The organism is Coprococcus intestinalis, from assembly GCF_023656595.1.
Classification (GTDB): Bacteria; Bacillota; Clostridia; order Lachnospirales; family Lachnospiraceae; genus Coprococcus_A; species Coprococcus_A intestinihominis.
The window spans coordinates 1-15,681 of sequence record NZ_JAMOKJ010000034.1; the positions used below are offsets into that span (position 1 = coordinate 1).

Sequence of the window (15,681 nt, forward strand, 5' to 3'; positions counted from 1 at the left end):
ACCTTCCTGCGCTACAAGAATGTATGTTGCCCTGTTTGGTTCTTTGCAGGCTATGATGATGGCAAAGGAAGGCATCCGTGCTACAAATGTAGAAGGCTTTGTTCATAATGATTTGAAGGTTACACTGGAAAATCTTTATCGCCTGCAGCATGATGTTTTACATAACAAAGTGGATGCAATCCTGTGGGATATTGTAAAGGAACAGAAGGTTATTCATTAAGAAACATCTTAGGTAGATTCCGATTTATCCCGCTGCAAATATAGGCAGTGTTTGATTCTTGCCAAACTGCGACTGTAAACCAACTGCACCTTGTACTACAATAAGCTTGTAAGATAAGTAAGCATATTTTAGGTCAAAGTAAAGAGCTTTGGGACGAATCATCCCAAAGACAGGTTAAAGGATTCATCGGGCTCAGTTTGCCTGACACAAAAATTATAAACATATAGAAAAGACCATAAATTCTAATTTCAATTTGTACGAAAGGAAGAATTGTGGTCTTTTTCGTTTCAGAAGGAGGCGGTTTTACAGGATTTTTTAAGCAAAGAAACAGGAATAATAGAGCAAAAATGGGTCCGAAATCAAAAATGTGGATATGGATATGCCGAAAGAAGCGGAGGTTGCAGTCTTTTGGCTTTTTCGTGTTGAAGGTGTCTCCAATAAATCACCGACTCTTGTACCGGCAAAGGATGCTGCATGTACAGAAGAAGGCAATAAGGCATATTATATCTGCGACAGATGCGATAAGTGGTTTGAGGATGCACAAGGTAAATCTGAGATTGCAGATAAAACAAGTGTTATCATACCGGCAGCTGGTCATACGCTTTCAGATTGAAAAGCTGATGATAACAGTCACTGGCATGAATGTGAATGTGGATACAAAGCGGATGTTGCACAACACAGTTTTAAATGGGTGGTAGATAAAGAAGCTAACGCAACACAAAAAGGTGCCAAGCATGAGGAGTGTACAGTTTGTGGATATAAGCGTGCCGCAGTTGAAATTCCTGCTACAGGAACTACCATTGCACCTGCAACAACACCGAAAAAAGATTCAACAACTACATCTACATCTGTTGTGAAAAATCCGAAAACAGGAGACAACAGCAATATTTTACTGTGGATTGTATTACTGTTGATTAGTGGAGGCACAGTGAGTTGTATTATTGTATATAACAAGAAGAGAAAATATAACATGAAGTAATTCAGATGAGAATTTATGAAACGACCGGAGAGCCAATTGACTCTCCGGTCTTTACATGAGCTTCATAAGCAAAATTTTTATAACAAATGATTTTTAATAGTATCTATTAATTTCACGCAAAGTTTGATAAAATATAAGTTAAGGTTCAGAAGAAAAAAGAAAGAATAGGTTTGCAATGAATGGATATTTTTGTGTATTAACTATAATCGATTTTTTTATTTTGTGCTTTATGTGTATTCTCACATATTTGAGTGAATCACTTAGCAGAAAACAAAAGCGTGGTTTTTTATTGGCCTTTGTTCTGATTGCTGGGATTTCGATACTGGAAGTTATTACCCTTGTAGTGGACGGATTGCCGCCTGCTTACCGCTGGTTGAATGTTGCATCCAATTATATGGGGTTTGGTCTGTCTCCGGCTGTGTGCATCTGTCTTGTGTATGTACTGGACAGGAAAACAGTCTTTCGTCGTAAGATCAGGACTGCGATACTTTTTGAAATCGGATATTTGATTTTCTTATTTGTTACTATCCCATACGGAATTGTATTCTCTGTGAGCGCAGACAATATTTATTCGCGTGGTCCACATTTTTATATATATATTATCATGTATTTTGGGGCAATTTTGTATCTTTCGGTATCTACGATTATCAATGCCAGAGAATTTCAGAATCGCAGCAAATTGTTAATCTATCCGCTTTTTCTTTTTGTGATGGCAGAAACGATTATTCAGGTTGTTCTTCCGAAACTCCATGTTACCTGGTTATGTATTACACTGCTTTCTGTATTGTATTTTATTTATTGTAATGAAATGTGGAATCAGCTGGATGCACTCACCGGGCTATTGAACCAGAATAGCTATCTTAGGAAGACGGGTGGGATGGGGTGTAAAGCAAGCGTGCTCGTAGTGTTTGATGTGGATGATTTCAAACAGATCAATGACAGTTATGGACATGTGCAAGGGGATCTTTGCTTGGCTGAGATTGCAGAATGTATTAAAAAAGCTTACGCAAATTTTGGATATTGTTATCGCATAGGCGGTGATGAGTTTTGTGTACTTCTGAAAAACGCTGATAAGGAAGATTGGTGCAAACAGGAATTTTTACATCGGCTGGAAGAAAAGCGAAGAAAGATTACATTTTTACCAACGGTTTCTTATGGATCAGCTTCGTTCTCATGTGGGGACATTGTTGCTGTTAAAGATAAAGCCGATCGGGATATGTATCAATATAAATACGAGCGGAAAAATCGCAATGGTATGGTGTAAGAACGTGTACCATTGCGATTTTTTTACCCTGACAACAGTGTAACCATTGAAATTACATCTGTTTTTGATATTATTATTGTCAAAGAGAGGTGTTTATAATGCAGATTTCAAGCAGATTTACAATGGCAATCCATATGTTTGCCTGTATAGATACATTTTCGGATCAGAAGATGACTAGTGATTTTATGGCAGCAAGCATTGGAACTAATCCGGTGATTGTTCGTAAAATATTGCAACAATTAAAGGCTGCTGGTCTTATTGAAGTTGCAAGAGGGACAGGCGGTGTGACAATTCTTCGGATGCGTGATTATATCATTACAATTTCCGGAGTCTTTTTTTGTTTGTCATAATCAATGTAAAACTTTTAAAGGAAGTTGTAATAAAAAAGTTACAAAAAAAGCTGATATGGTGCAATCCTATAATTGTTGGTGAATAGTAAAATACGCTTGCTATTTATGGTCTCCTATATTATAATTTATTATGTATGACGAATTCTATTTGTACTATTAGTTAGACACAAAATCTGGAGTGGAAAGATGTGGCAGATTGTTCTGGGGAGTTTTGGATTTCTCCTGTATTTTATATATGATATCAATAGCATTCGAAAGAAGAATGTTATTTTTCAAAAATTTTTTGCAGTGGGTACGGTTTTTGTGGTTGTATCGCTGCTCATGGAACTTTTGCTTTTGTGGGGGCAGTGTCAGCACAGAATCGGAAGGATGATCGGCTTTGGAACAGGAGCCGTAGGCTTCTTTGCACTGCTTATATACACCTTGTTTTTTGCCCTTCCCTTTGAAGAAACGTACTGTGAAGATAATAAATTGCGTGCTGCATATACAGAAGGTATGTATGGTGTGTGTCGTCATCCTGGAGTTTTGTGGTTTGCAGGTGCATATCTTTGTATGTGGGGAATGTTTGGCGGATGGAAACAGGGGATCTATTTTTTGCTTATGATTTTCTGGAATTATCTGTATATCATTTTTCAGGATCTGTGGACTTTTCCACAGACATTTTTTAATTATAAGGAATATCAGAAAAATACACCTTTTTTAATACCGAATAGAGATAGTATACGGGTATGTTTAAGTAGTATCAGAAAACAGTGATTGATCTGGGGTAGCAATCTATGAATTTGGAAGAGAAATTAAAAAAACAACAGTATAAAGAAATCTGGCAGCAGTACTGTGGATTCTTGGATCTGTCGATGGATGGATATATGAAGATTCAGCGGCGGTTGATGGAGGAACAGATCCGGTTGTGGAGCAACTGTGGTTTGGGACAATCCATTTTAAAAGGAAAATATCCGAAAAATCTGGATGAATTCCGAAAAATGGTACCGTTGACAACCTATGAAGATTATGCGGATGTTTTGCTTACGAAGCAACCGGATATGCTTCCGGGAAATCCTGTTATATGGATACAGACAACCTGGGAGGGTGGAAAGCATCCGATCAAGGTGGCACCGTATACCAGAAGTATGCTGGATACGTATCGAAATAATGTCACAGCATGTCTGATTTTATCGACGAGTAAAGAGAAGGGCTCTTTTGATGTGGCAGCTACAGATAAGTTTCTGTATGCGCTTGCACCGCTGCCTTTTGCTACAGGGCTTTTTCCACTGGCACTGGGGGAGGAAATCAATATCGAATTCTTGCCAGCGGTAAAAGATGCTGTAAATATGAGCTTCAGCGAAAGAAACAAGTTGGGTTTTAAGATGGCAATGAAGAAAGATCTCGGATTTTTCTTTGGGCTGGGCAGTGTAGCTTATGCAGTTAGTTTAAGTCTTTCTTCCATGACGAGTGGTGGTGGCGGCATCAAGCTGTCAGAGCTTATGAAATGTAAAGCGCATATGATTCTTCGTCTGCTGCAGGCAAAGCATCGCTGTAAAAAAGAGAACCGACCGTTGCTTCCAAAAGATCTGTTTCATTTGAAAGGCTTTATGGTGGCGGGGACAGATAACCTGTGTTATAAAGACGATCTTGAAGCGCTCTGGGGGATTCGGCCGATGGAATTATTTGCCGGTACGGAACCTTCTATCATGGGTACGGAGACCTGGACAAGAAAAGGAATGTATTTCTTCCCGGATACGGCATTTTACGAATTTATTACCGAGAAGGATATGATGAAAAATCATAAGGATCCTTCTTACATTCCGCCGACGTATCTGATGGATGAAGTACGCCCCGGAGAAAAATATGAGCTTGTATTTACCATTCTGAAAGGTGGAGCGTTTGCCCGTTACCGTTGTGGCGATATGTACCGTTGTGTCGGACTGGAGAATCGGGATGATGAGACAAGGATTCCTCGCTTTGAATATGTAGACCGGGTACCGTGGATCATTGATATTGCCGGATTTACGAGGATTTCGGAGAATGGAATCCGAAGTGTGATCGGCCTTTCGAAGCTTCCAATCACAAATTGGGTTGCAACAAAGGAATACAATGAGCATAATCGTCCATATCTGCATATGTATGTGGAGCTGGAAAGGGACGCAATGCTTAATATGGCTATGAGTGCAACTATTTTAAAGGATTTACTGAGTACATATTTTAAATATATCGACCAGGATTACCGGGATCTTAAAAAGATTTTGGGAATGGATCCTTTACAGGTAACGATCTTTACATGTGGAACTTTTGCGGCCTATGAGAAAAAGACCGGAAAGAAAATACATCAGATGAGTCCTTCGCATTATGATCTGAAGGAACTTCTGGATGTACAGGAGTGTTTGAATAAAGTGAGATAAGTAGAGAAGAAAAGAATGGGATAAGGGGAATTTATGGGAACCTATGGATATATATCGATCATAGCCATGTTGTGCTATGGCTTTATGCTGTTAATGTTTTTGGCGGCAAAGAGAAATAAAATAATAAACAGTTTTCTGGTGGTGCTTTTGGGTCTGCTTTTCTGGACCGGAGGCTCTGCTTTTATGCGTGCACAGTTCTGGCCAGGTTGTGAATTCTGGTTTCAGGTTTCCCTGCTTGGCATCTTATTGCTGCCATATGCATATTGCCGTTTTATACTCGCTTTTGGAGGGAAAAAGAACGGTGCTCCTGGGAAAATATACCTAGCGGTTATGCTGCTTTGCTTTTGGTTGAATGTGCAGTATGGAATCTTCCTCGAATCCCCGAATGTGGTGGATAAAAATGGAATTTCAACATTTGTGTATGAAATCAAACCTGCGATTGTAGTGTTTTTTATTCCGGCAGGAATATTTCTGCTATATCTTTTTAAGGTCCTTGTGCGGATCTGCAATGAAAATCCCAATATAAAGGTGCAGTATGAACCGGTGATGTTGGGTGTTCTCGCTTTGTTCCTTGGAAATGCGTTTCTTGGAATTCCGCTTTTTAGTGGTTTCCCAATCGATATTTTAAGTGGTGTAGTAAATGTATTTTTACTGTTTTATGCACTGATTCGCAGACGGCTGTTCAGACTGCAGATGTTGGCATCTACCAGTTTGTGCTATGGTGTGGGATTTTTGTTTTCCATTCTTGTTTTTTTAAATATTGTTCCATCCCTGCAAAAGATTTTTCACATACAGCTGGATAAGAACATGACGGTATACACACTTATTTTTTCTATCGTTTTTCTGATGATTTATACATTCTTTACATTTTTATGGAGACTTTTGATACGCAGTGTGTTTATCAGAGAAGAAAATCATCAGGCAGAGAAGATCAGAGAATTCAATTCAGCGATTTCAAAAACGCTGGATCTGCAGGAGATTCTGGATAGAACGATTCGTGTAATGAAAGAGTTGATGGATGTCGGAAATATCTATATTTGTATGCAGAATGAGCCTGGAGAGCCGTATCGCGGAGTGGCGAGTGATCAGCCGTTAAGTGATCTGGCGTTTGCTCTGGACGAAGAAAATCCGATGATCCAGTGGTTGAAGGAACATGAGGAACCGATCGTTTACAAGGATTTTCGTTATTCTGTGGAATATAAGTCCATGTGGGAAGAGGAGAAACATCAGCTGGATAAACATCATACACGCTACTGCGTTGGATTAAAAGATGGCGATAATCTGGTAGGGGTTGTTCTGATCACAGATTCTTCTGCAAAAAAGAGAGTGGTGTATGATGAAGTAGAATTGATCTCCAATATCACTTCCGTGGCATCCATTGCGATTAAAAATGCGAGACTGTATGAGAACGCCTGCCTGGAAGCCAGAACAGATGAGATGACCGGTTTGTTGAACAGGAAATACTTCTATGAAGTGCTCAATGAAGAGTTTGAGAAAAACAAAGAGGCATCACTGGCATTGGCGATCATCAACGTAGATGATTTTAAGTTATATAATCAGCTGTATGGTGTAAAAGAAGGAGATCTTTGCCTGCAGCGTATTGCGGGAATCATCAAAAGCAGTGTAGGAGACAGTGGCTATACGGCCCGCTATGGCGGAAAAGAATTTGCTGTTTTATTGCCGAGATATGACCTTTTCTCTGCCAGAAATCTGGTGGAATCTATTTCGAAACAGATTTTTGTTATGAATAATCGCAGAACAGATATGAAACTGAAGGCAATCACAGTCAGTGCAGGAATCAGTGCTGCACCATATGCTGCAAAAAATGTTAAAGAGCTGATGGAAAATGTGGATCTTGCGGTGTATCATGTGAAACATAGTGGAAAAAATGGCATACAGGTCTTTGATACGATGTTCCGTAACAATAAAAATGAAAACACAACGAACCGCGAACATATTTATCGGGAGTATGAGTCAACGATTTATGCGTTGACGGCAGCTATTGATGCGAAGGATCATTATACTTTTAGCCATTCCACGAATGTGGCTTATTATGCAACAGCACTGGCAACAACACTTGGAATGAACGAGGATATGGTTGAGATCATCCGTCAGGCAGCACTCTTGCATGATGTAGGTAAAATCGGTATTCCGGAATATATATTAAATAAAGCAGAACGTCTGACAGATGAAGAATACGAGACGATCAAAGGGCATGTGGAAGCATCGATCGATATCATTCGTCACCTGCCATCGTTGGATTATGTTATTCCTGTTGTTATCGGTCATCATGAACGTTATGATGGTAAAGGATATCCGCGAAGAATTGCGGGGGAAGATATTCCGTTGACTGCACGTATCCTGTGCGTGGCAGATTCCTTTGATGCCATGACATCCAAGCGCTGTTATAAGAAGGCGTTTCCGTTAGATGTAGCGAGAGAGAAGCTTCTTCAGGATGCAGGCAAACAATTTGATCCAAATCTGGTTGTAAAATTTGTGGAATGTCTGGATAACGGTACAATTTCGCTGGTAAAGGCAGAAACTGATGAAAATATGCCATACTAAAGTTAACGATAGAAGAACAGAAAGGCAAAACGTCCGAACGAGGTAACAAAAGTGCATATAGATAAAAATAAAAACAAAGGTTTTACTTTGGTGGAGCTTGTAATCGTCGTTGCGCAGAGTCAACAGATTTAGAAAATGAGGTAGGCGCTGGTCAGAAGATTCCGGTCATTATCAGTACAGCGGATGGAAAGTATTATGTCTCTGAGTCAACAACGGCTAATCGAACGGGTAGTGGGTCACCATATGTGGCTATTTCAGGCCACCTGACACAGGCTGACAATAAGAAGATCATAGCGAATGGTCAGAAATATGACTCTTTGCAAGAGGCGTATGATGCCTATGAAAAAGAACTTACAGATGGAAAATATAAGCAATATAAAAACACTTTGCAGTAGCTGGAATGAAGATATCATTCATGATAATGAAAAATACACATTAAAGCAGATAACAAGACGCAGAAGAAAAAGATAATATCAGAAGAAAAAGTGTTTGTAATATTCTCTCTAAGCCCCGGTGGCTGCCGAAAAAGCAGCTGCCGGGGCTCTTTTGTCACTGACAGCATAAGGAAATAGGTGTATAATATGATGAGAAAAAGGCCTTGGACCATCATCATTACAATGCTGCTTTTTCAATCGCCTATAATAGTATCATCAGCTAAAAAATGCAGCAATCCAAAGGATTGGAAAGGAGCTTATGATGATCGCAGTTGTTTTATTTATTTACAGTATTTATGAAATGCTTAAGTTTTTGTTTTTCGCTACATTGGGTGATATCGTGACAACAATCAAAGGTAATTACGACAGCCCGGAGAGGGATCAGGCCGTCAAGAGGGATCTGTGGATGGCAGCAAAGAGTATTATCGCTTTTGTTATTGCCTGCTGCCTGCTGGTTTAGAAGAACAGCAGTATCAGTGCACATAATTTAATAAAAAATATTCAAGAAAACTTTTGTGTGATATACTGGAGATAGATAGTTAAAAAAGGAGAGAAGACAATGAATTATGCCGATCTGTTTAATACAATATTTGCAAAAGACCATTTAGTTCAGGAATTAGGTTACTTTTTTGTTAATGAGCCATCAGTGGCCGAGTTCCTGGGTAAGGTTGGCGTAGAAGAAGCACAGGTGCAGCAGAATATCTGGGAGCTTCGTTTTTCGAATTTTGATGAAAGTTTTGTCTTGAATATATACTTTGAGGGCGCTGATGGTCAGTATGAGCCACAGATCCGCATTGAAAGTCTGGTACTGCGGGGAAGAACGAAGGGACAGGGATTGAGCAAGAAGATCCTCAATTTTCTGGTGGATTATTGTGCTGCGAATCAGCCGACCACACTGTGGCTGGTCAATGTGATCAATAGAGAGTGGAAGATGTATCTGATTTCACAAGGAGCCCGACTGATACAGGAAGAAGGCGGTAATAACGGTGCGGTTCTTTCTATCCCGGGGAAGATCGGTTTGAAGAAGCGCAGAAGATATAATGATGAATTTGACAGAGAGCTGATGAATTATCTGATCCAGTTTCTGAGACTGGAAGGGGTTGAAGTCAGAGATATCCGCAGCAGACAATCAAGCGAAACGGTTTATGATATCCGGGTTGATATTGATGGTTTCGCATTGATGTTTCAGTATGAGAAGGCCGGCAATGCAGGCGAGGCACAGATTCGTTTTGAACTGCGCATGAGACAGCCGGAGGTGCAGAATATTCCGGTGGGTATGCTGGTGAATATGCTGAATGCGCTTCTGCTTTACTGCCGTGTGCATGGAACGATGACATTGTGGATGTTCAATGGGCAGGTGTTTGGCAATGATTTTGTCAAGTACTTTGTTCAAAGAGGTGCCAAAGTGATGCAGGAGGATCCATCAGGTCTTCGTGGCGGAACAGTGCTGACATTTGACTGCAAGCTTCGATAAAATATTAGACAATAGGGAGAATACATATGTTGGAGAGGTCTGAAGAGCAATTCCCGGAATTGCCGATGCAGTGGCGTGACCACGGCTACGAAATTGACCAGAGGCTTGGGAAAGGGGCGTATGGCGCCGTTTACCGACTGGTGAAAAACAGAGGGGCGGAGAATGAAGAATTCTCGGCCCTTAAAGTCATTTCATGGGAATTGGGAACGGAACAGATTCGTGAATATGACAATGACTTAGAGAAAGCCCGGAGAAACTTTTCACGATTGTTTAATAAAGCTGTCAATGAAGTTTCTATCCTGGAATCTTTGGCAGGTGAGGCGCATATTGTACAGCTCAAAGGCAGCTGTATTGAGAAGATGCCTGAGGAGAATTACTGCAGATTGTATATTCAGATGGAATATCTGACAGATTTGCTGAGTTTTATGGATCAGGAAGGGCCTTTGGATGAAACAGAAGTCATTCGCTTGGGAATTGAGCTGTGCAGAGCATTGGAAGTATGTCACAGGCAGGGAATCCTGCATCGGGATATTAAACCGGGCAATATTCTTGTATCCAAGGACGGAGAATTCAAGCTGGGAGATTTCGGCGTGGCCAGAGAATGGGTGGATGCGTCCATGACCATTGTGGGTACACGTTCTTACCTGGCACCGGAAGCTGTGAAATTCATGCCTTATGACAAGAGAGCGGATATCTATTCCCTGGGAATGGTGCTTTACTATCTGTCCAATGATCGGCATCTTCCTTTTTCAGATATTATTGATGCAGATGAACGGATGCAGAAAAGGGTCTTTGGAACAGCCAGGCTGCCGGAGCCGTGCCGCGCCTTTGAAGGCATGCGTTTTGTGATTGCCAAGGCCTGCGCGTATGATCCGGAAGAACGTTATCAGTCGGCAGCTCAGCTGCGTCAAGCACTTGAAAAGGTCAGCAAGGCCCCTTATGGATATTGCCCTGAATGCGGAAAGAAGCTGCTGAAAAAAAATGGTCCCTATGGCAATTTCCTTGGATGCAGCGGATTCCGCAAGAATAAGCCGGGAGCCTGTGATTTTCACAGTGGTATTGACAAGTTTCTGAATCATCTGAATGAGAGCAGACAGGGTTAGAAACCGGAATACGGATATCGGTCAGAAAGAATAAACAGCGAATATCTGACGGAGATGCATAATAAGAGGAGAAAATATACATGCAGATAAATAATATATTGGATTTTGATGATGAGGCATCAGCGAAAGCCTATAACTTCACGATTACAGCCATTAAAGAGTTTTATGATACAATCGAATCAGACCAGTTTACAGCGGCCGGCGGAGATACCATTTATGCGTATTTGACAAAGGTGATGGAGCTGGTGTCGTTTAAGGAGCAGCTGAAACGATATATATATGAAGCATCAGGAACAAGGGAACCCTATTCTAAAATGGATTACAGTGCCTTCATGCTGGCAGCCTTCGAGAAAAATGACTGTATGGCAGGTAAGTCAAAGTCGGAATTAAAGCGGCAGATCAATCGATGGCTGAATGCGGAGACAATCAAGCGGGAGAATCTTTTTTTGATTGGTTTCGGTCTGGATATGGATGATAAAATGCTGACGAAATTTCTGACTTTAGTGCTGAAGGAATCAGATTTTGATTTTAATGATCCGAAGGAAGTCATTTTCTGGCATTGCCGACATACAGGAAAGTCTTATCAGGCAGCAATGAATATGTTAGAGACCTATGAACAGCTGGAACAGAAGGAACCGGTCAGAGCCGATCACAGATGGCAGGCATTTCAGACAATGCCGAAGATGTATTTGGGAATGGAAGATCAGCTCTGGGTTTATCTGCATTATCTGAAGTTTTTAATGATCGCAGACCGAAAAACAACGAAATCCAGAGAGATGTTTGAAAAGATTTACCGGCGTGTACAGCGGGCTTGTGCTGATTACATGAACCGGTACCCTGACAAGTTTGGCCAGGTGACAAAATGGGAAGACATTAACCCGGCCAGGATAGAAAGCGTTCTCTACAGCGGTGTACCGGTCACAGAAAAAGGCAATCTCAGGTCTTTCGCGGCATTGAAGAAACAGTTTAAGAGCAAACGTCTGAACAGAGCGAGAATGAGTGAACTGCTTGCCGGCAAATCCATGGAACGTTTTGACCTGATTACCCTGATTTTTCTTTTGTATGCATTAAATGAGGATAAATTAGGCATGTATGCCGGGGAACGTTTTACAGAATTTGTAGAGCAAACCAATGATATGCTGGCAGAGGCCGGTATGATGTCTCTTTATCCTGTTAATTCATATGAAGCTTTTATTCTCATGTGTATCGTTTCAGATGATCCGTTGGATACATTTGCAGCGGTATGGGAGAAGTCATATGAAGAATCTGAGAGCAGTGTGCAGTAGCATAACAGGTGAAGTACGTAAAAATAACGAAGATAATTATTGCTTTTTTTCGCGGTTCAGACCGTTAGAGCAGGAGGATACAGGCTTCCTTGTCTATTCATCGGAGTCCGGAGAAATTCGGCAATTGGAATATCCGGAGACAGCAGAGGAGAGCGCTTTGCAGTCCGGGATAAAGACAGAAGGACAATGGCTGGGGGTTTTTGACGGTATCGGTGGTCTGCCGGATGGGGAAGTCGCTTCTTTGCTCGCAGCCAGTTCGTTGGCAGAGGCAAAGGATGACTGGACATCAGAGAATGAAGCGGAATATGAAGAACAGCTTCGGAAGACGGTCTGCCAATTGAACAGCGATATGCTCAGTTGGCGCAAGTCGCATAAAGTTAATCAGATCGGGACAACGATGGCGGCCATGAAATTCGGCCGGTATGCCATTTACGGTGTGAACAGCGGGGATTCAAGAATCTATCGCATGAGAGATGGCCGTCTGACTCAGCTGACGAAAGACCATGTCTTTTATTACCCGGGCCATCTGCGTCCAATGCTGATCGGATTTCTCGGAACAGAACAGGAAGATGAACCGGTGAGAGCGGATATTTATCAGTGGGATTATTGTCCGGGAGACAAATATCTGCTTTGCACAGACGGTGTCAGCGGTATGATATGGGATAAAGAACTGGAAGAAATTATGTGTCTGCCGGTGGATGAAGCGATGGAAACATTGATGGCAGCCGTACATCGGATGGGGGCTGCGGACAATGCCACAGCCATCATTCTGGAAATCAAAGAGTGCAAAGAATATTTTGGAGATGGCGCTGCCTGAAGAACAGACTTGTGATGGGGAAGAAAACGGCAGTCCAAGGCGTGGCAGAGACTTGAAGTTTACAATTAAATAACGGCGTATCCTTTGGTGTACCACAGCGATTACAATCGTATTTCGGCATATGGGTATAATAGAGCCATAAGTTGAAGAAAAAAAGAAAGTACACGAAGGAGGAGTTTGTATGGACAGAAAGACAGCAGAAGAATTTTGGACCACTTATTTTGGATTGATCATGCACGAAGGTGCAGATACCTGCATGGGCAATCCTTTCAAAGAGTTTATCAAGGAGGCACGCATCGGAACTTATGATGCGCTGACGGATGATGAATATCATGTGAAATACCAGCAGGCGGAAGAAATCTCCGCATTCTGGAATGGCAGGAGCAAAAGAAGTGCCGGACAGGTTTTTGCGGAGGCACTGTCCCGGACACCGTTATCTTATAATGAACAGAAAGAGATTCTTTCAACCCTTATGGACGCTTCTGAGCGTATAACCTATAAAAGTCTGAATGCATCGGTGAATGAGGACGGAGAGATGGCGTTTGACATGGATCCGGTTCAGATGAAGCAGTCCAAGGAAAATGCAGATTGCGAAGATTTGGATTTTGAGACGGCTTACGAAGAAACACCTTTTGACGAGGAAGAGTTTAGATGGACACCGCGTCTCATCTATGATTACATCGGTGAATATGTTCATGGCCAATATGGGGCCAGACAGGCTGCTGCCATTTTGGTGTACAATCACCTCCAGGGCCGCCGCCGCAACATGATTCTGGCCGGTCCCACAGGCTGTGGCAAAACAGAAATCTGGCGTTCCCTCAGTAAGAAATTCGATTTTATCAAGATTGTCAACGGTCCGCAGCTGGCCTGTGATGGCTGGAAAGGCAGCTATCACATCAAGGATATTTTTCTGGAAGAACTGCAAAATGGCAGAAATCCCGGCCATTTACTGGTTGTCATTGATGAAGCAGACAAGCTCTTTGAGCCGGCGGTGGCATCAGGCGGCACAGATTTCTCAAAAATGATCCAGAACGAATTTCTGAAGATCATGGATGGCGATTCGATGATTGTAGGCAGCGATGATCCGAAGAAAAAATCCGTGACCATCGACTGCAGCGGTGTTTCTTTCGTTTTCTGCGGCAGTTTTGAAACACTTCTGCAGAACCGTGATATAAAGCCGTCGCCTATTGGTTTTTCACGGGGAGAGGCGGAGATTCAGAGCGAACCGGTACTTTTTACGGAGGAAGACCTGGTGCAGTATGGCAATGTCCGCAGAGAGATCGCAGGACGTATCCAGCAGATTGCAGAGGTCGACATGCTCTCAGAAGAGGATTTTGAATACATGATGACAAGCCGGAAGAAGATGTCTCCGATCAGGCAGTTGGAGAAAATGTACGGTATTCACATGAAGGTAGATGCCGTAACCAGAAAATATCTGGCACACAAAGCGGTTGAAAGTAAACTCGGTTGTCGATATATCCGATCGAGACTGCAGGTACTTCTGGATGATCAGATGTTTGACAATCCGGATCAGAAAGAGTTTCAGCTTTCAGTCGAAGCGGCACAGACTTCAGATCCAGAAGAGTCAGAAGCAATCAGTGCACTGGCTTCTTAAGGCCGGTGAAAGTCAAAACAGGCAGCTGAGGAGAGGTTCAGCTGCCTGTTTTTAAAACAAATAGAGGATTAAGCCAGATCTACAGCCGCATAATAGGCTTCATAGATGGCAGGTGATACTTTTCTTGCGCGGACACAGTCACCGACAGCACGTACAAATGGTGCAGAGTCACGCAGTTCATCAACGAGATGATTGTTCGGACGCATACCGATAGCGTAAACAACGGAATCGGATGCGATGACAGTTGTCTCGTTATTTTTGTCTGCGACAGTTACACCATCCTCGGAGATGGAAACAACCTTTCGGCCGGTAACAGTTGTGATATTTTGTTTGGCGAATGCCTGCATCATGCCTTCTTTGTGCATCCAGTTCGCTTCAGGCGCAATTTCGTCCTGCATCTCGACGATGGTGACAGCCTTTCCGAGCTCAGCAAGGAACAGGCCGGTTTCACAGCCGACGAGGCCGCCGCCGATGACAACGACACTGTCGCCGATGATGCTGAGATCCGTGTAGACCGTTGTTGCGTGCTTAACAGAAGGCAGATCAATACCCGGAATACGAGGGGTGATCGGTGTGGAGCCTGTGGCAATAATGATTGCGTCAGGCTGTTTATTTGCAACGTATTCGCTTGTCACTTCTGTATTGTATTCAATATCAATCGGCATGGACTGCGTCATGTGGATCAGATGATTTTTGTAGCGCATCAGATCAACTTTTAAGGAATCAATCAGAGGTCTGTATCCGTTCATTTGTCAGCAATTTTTGCTACATGAATTTCCAGATGCCCTGCTGGTGAACAGAGAAGATGATATCGGTCTGGAGGGGCTCAGAAAGTCGAAGCTCTCCTATAATCCGATTTATCTGGAAGAAAAATACGAAATCCGACAGAAATAAGGCAGTTTCGAGATGACTTAGTCAGCGGTAAATAAATATAGAATTTTAAGGCACTTAAAAAGTTGAGAGAAGAATAACTTTTTAAGTGCCTTATTTTATGTTGAACAAAATTGCTGGTATTTTTATAGCCCACCTGATGCTGTAAATTACAATCATTCAAGACCTAAAATGAAAAATTAAACCTGTACTTTGACAACTGAAAATGGCTATAAAAGGTCTAGTTTACTTTTTCTACAGCCTTTTCCAAGGCATGATATATTGGTTATATCGATTACTATCTGCTG

At 42.0% G+C, this 15,681-nt stretch carries 15 protein-coding genes and 2 pseudogenes; 16 read left to right on the top strand and 1 reads right to left on the bottom strand.

The features are described from left to right. The 15 genes and pseudogenes from NBH03_RS15450 to NBH03_RS15515 form a co-directional block, all read left to right on the top strand. A partial coding sequence (locus NBH03_RS15450; RefSeq protein WP_250800094.1) for a hypothetical protein occupies positions 1 to 220 on the top strand: 220 nt, incomplete at its 5' end. Positions 221 to 599: 379 nt separating this feature from the next. After that, the gene (locus tag NBH03_RS15455) at positions 600 to 833 is read left to right on the top strand and encodes a hypothetical protein (RefSeq protein ID WP_250800095.1); all 234 of its coding nucleotides are present in this window, start codon (positions 600 to 602) and stop codon (positions 831 to 833) included. Between the two features lie 78 nt (positions 834 to 911). Further along, positions 912 to 1,199 (top strand): sortase B protein-sorting domain-containing protein, encoded by a 288-nt coding sequence (locus tag NBH03_RS16050; protein WP_250800096.1) that lies wholly within the window; start codon positions 912 to 914, stop codon positions 1,197 to 1,199. A 247-nt stretch (positions 1,200 to 1,446) separates the two neighbouring features. Then, positions 1,447 to 2,463 (top strand): GGDEF domain-containing protein, encoded by a 1,017-nt coding sequence (locus NBH03_RS15465; RefSeq protein WP_250800097.1) that lies wholly within the window; start codon positions 1,447 to 1,449, stop codon positions 2,461 to 2,463. 98 nt (positions 2,464 to 2,561) lie between these two features. Next, a pseudogene (locus tag NBH03_RS15470) lies at positions 2,562 to 2,777 on the top strand (Rrf2 family transcriptional regulator); the annotation flags it as partial. A 405-nt stretch (positions 2,778 to 3,182) separates the two neighbouring features. Next, positions 3,183 to 3,569 (top strand): hypothetical protein, encoded by a 387-nt coding sequence (locus tag NBH03_RS15475; RefSeq protein ID WP_250800098.1) that lies wholly within the window; start codon positions 3,183 to 3,185, stop codon positions 3,567 to 3,569. A gap of 20 nt (positions 3,570 to 3,589) precedes the next feature. Continuing rightward, positions 3,590 to 5,209 carry a GH3 domain-containing protein gene (locus NBH03_RS15480; RefSeq protein WP_250800099.1) on the top strand — a complete coding sequence of 540 codons (1,620 nt, stop codon included), beginning with the start codon at positions 3,590 to 3,592 and terminating at the stop codon, positions 5,207 to 5,209. Positions 5,210 to 5,242: 33 nt separating this feature from the next. Continuing rightward, the gene (locus NBH03_RS15485) at positions 5,243 to 7,774 is read left to right on the top strand and encodes an HD domain-containing phosphohydrolase (RefSeq protein WP_250800100.1); all 2,532 of its coding nucleotides are present in this window, start codon (positions 5,243 to 5,245) and stop codon (positions 7,772 to 7,774) included. A gap of 51 nt (positions 7,775 to 7,825) precedes the next feature. Next, positions 7,826 to 7,906, top strand: coding sequence for a prepilin-type N-terminal cleavage/methylation domain-containing protein (locus tag NBH03_RS16250; RefSeq protein WP_227083338.1), 81 nt, complete (start codon positions 7,826 to 7,828; stop codon positions 7,904 to 7,906). A gap of 561 nt (positions 7,907 to 8,467) precedes the next feature. Further along, positions 8,468 to 8,668, top strand: coding sequence for a hypothetical protein (locus NBH03_RS15490; RefSeq protein ID WP_215690056.1), 201 nt, complete (start codon positions 8,468 to 8,470; stop codon positions 8,666 to 8,668). A gap of 99 nt (positions 8,669 to 8,767) precedes the next feature. Beyond that, on the top strand, positions 8,768 to 9,682 hold the full coding sequence (locus NBH03_RS15495) for a hypothetical protein (RefSeq protein WP_250800101.1): 915 nt from the start codon (positions 8,768 to 8,770) through the stop codon (positions 9,680 to 9,682). A 26-nt stretch (positions 9,683 to 9,708) separates the two neighbouring features. Then, positions 9,709 to 10,785, top strand: a complete 1,077-nt coding sequence (locus NBH03_RS15500) for a protein kinase domain-containing protein (RefSeq protein ID WP_250800102.1) — start codon at positions 9,709 to 9,711, stop codon at positions 10,783 to 10,785. An 80-nt stretch (positions 10,786 to 10,865) separates the two neighbouring features. Continuing rightward, entirely contained in the window at positions 10,866 to 12,071 is a 1,206-nt protein-coding gene (locus NBH03_RS15505) for a hypothetical protein (RefSeq protein ID WP_250800103.1), read from the top strand. Next, on the top strand, positions 12,043 to 12,888 hold the full coding sequence (locus NBH03_RS15510) for a PP2C family protein-serine/threonine phosphatase (RefSeq protein WP_250800104.1): 846 nt from the start codon (positions 12,043 to 12,045) through the stop codon (positions 12,886 to 12,888). Before NBH03_RS15505 ends, NBH03_RS15510 begins: the two co-directional genes overlap by 29 nt. Positions 12,889 to 13,069: 181 nt before the next feature. Continuing rightward, complete coding sequence (locus tag NBH03_RS15515) at positions 13,070 to 14,503, top strand: AAA family ATPase (RefSeq protein ID WP_250800105.1); 1,434 nt, start codon at positions 13,070 to 13,072, stop codon at positions 14,501 to 14,503. 68 nt (positions 14,504 to 14,571) lie between these two features. Here NBH03_RS15515 and NBH03_RS15520 read toward each other — a convergent pair whose 3' ends face one another. Further along, the gene (locus tag NBH03_RS15520; RefSeq protein WP_331476182.1) at positions 14,572 to 15,252 is read right to left on the bottom strand and encodes an FAD-dependent oxidoreductase; all 681 of its coding nucleotides are present in this window, start codon (positions 15,250 to 15,252) and stop codon (positions 14,572 to 14,574) included. Here NBH03_RS15520 and NBH03_RS16055 point away from each other — a divergent pair. Next, a pseudogene (locus tag NBH03_RS16055) lies at positions 15,230 to 15,397 on the top strand (DUF2156 domain-containing protein); the annotation flags it as partial. The gene NBH03_RS15520 and the pseudogene NBH03_RS16055 sit on opposite strands and share 23 nt — an antisense overlap. Positions 15,398 to 15,681 lie beyond the last annotated feature (284 nt).

Excerpts from the sequence above, each read along its gene's own strand:
- NBH03_RS15455 (WP_250800095.1), top strand. The coding sequence starts at position 600 with ATGCCGAAAGAAGCGGAGGTTGCAGTCTTTTGGCTTTTTCGTGTTGAA.
- NBH03_RS15475 (WP_250800098.1), top strand. The coding sequence starts at position 3,183 with ATGATCGGCTTTGGAACAGGAGCCGTAGGCTTCTTTGCACTGCTTATA.
- NBH03_RS15480 (WP_250800099.1), top strand. The coding sequence starts at position 3,590 with ATGAATTTGGAAGAGAAATTAAAAAAACAACAGTATAAAGAAATCTGG.
- NBH03_RS15485 (WP_250800100.1), top strand. The coding sequence starts at position 5,243 with ATGGGAACCTATGGATATATATCGATCATAGCCATGTTGTGCTATGGC.
- NBH03_RS15490 (WP_215690056.1), top strand. The coding sequence starts at position 8,468 with ATGATGATCGCAGTTGTTTTATTTATTTACAGTATTTATGAAATGCTT.
- NBH03_RS15495 (WP_250800101.1), top strand. The coding sequence starts at position 8,768 with ATGAATTATGCCGATCTGTTTAATACAATATTTGCAAAAGACCATTTA.
- NBH03_RS15500 (WP_250800102.1), top strand. The coding sequence starts at position 9,709 with ATGTTGGAGAGGTCTGAAGAGCAATTCCCGGAATTGCCGATGCAGTGG.
- NBH03_RS15505 (WP_250800103.1), top strand. The coding sequence starts at position 10,866 with ATGCAGATAAATAATATATTGGATTTTGATGATGAGGCATCAGCGAAA.
- NBH03_RS15510 (WP_250800104.1), top strand. The coding sequence starts at position 12,043 with ATGAAGAATCTGAGAGCAGTGTGCAGTAGCATAACAGGTGAAGTACGT.
- NBH03_RS15515 (WP_250800105.1), top strand. The coding sequence starts at position 13,070 with ATGGACAGAAAGACAGCAGAAGAATTTTGGACCACTTATTTTGGATTG.
- NBH03_RS15520 (WP_331476182.1), bottom strand. The coding sequence starts at position 15,252 with ATGAACGGATACAGACCTCTGATTGATTCCTTAAAAGTTGATCTGATG.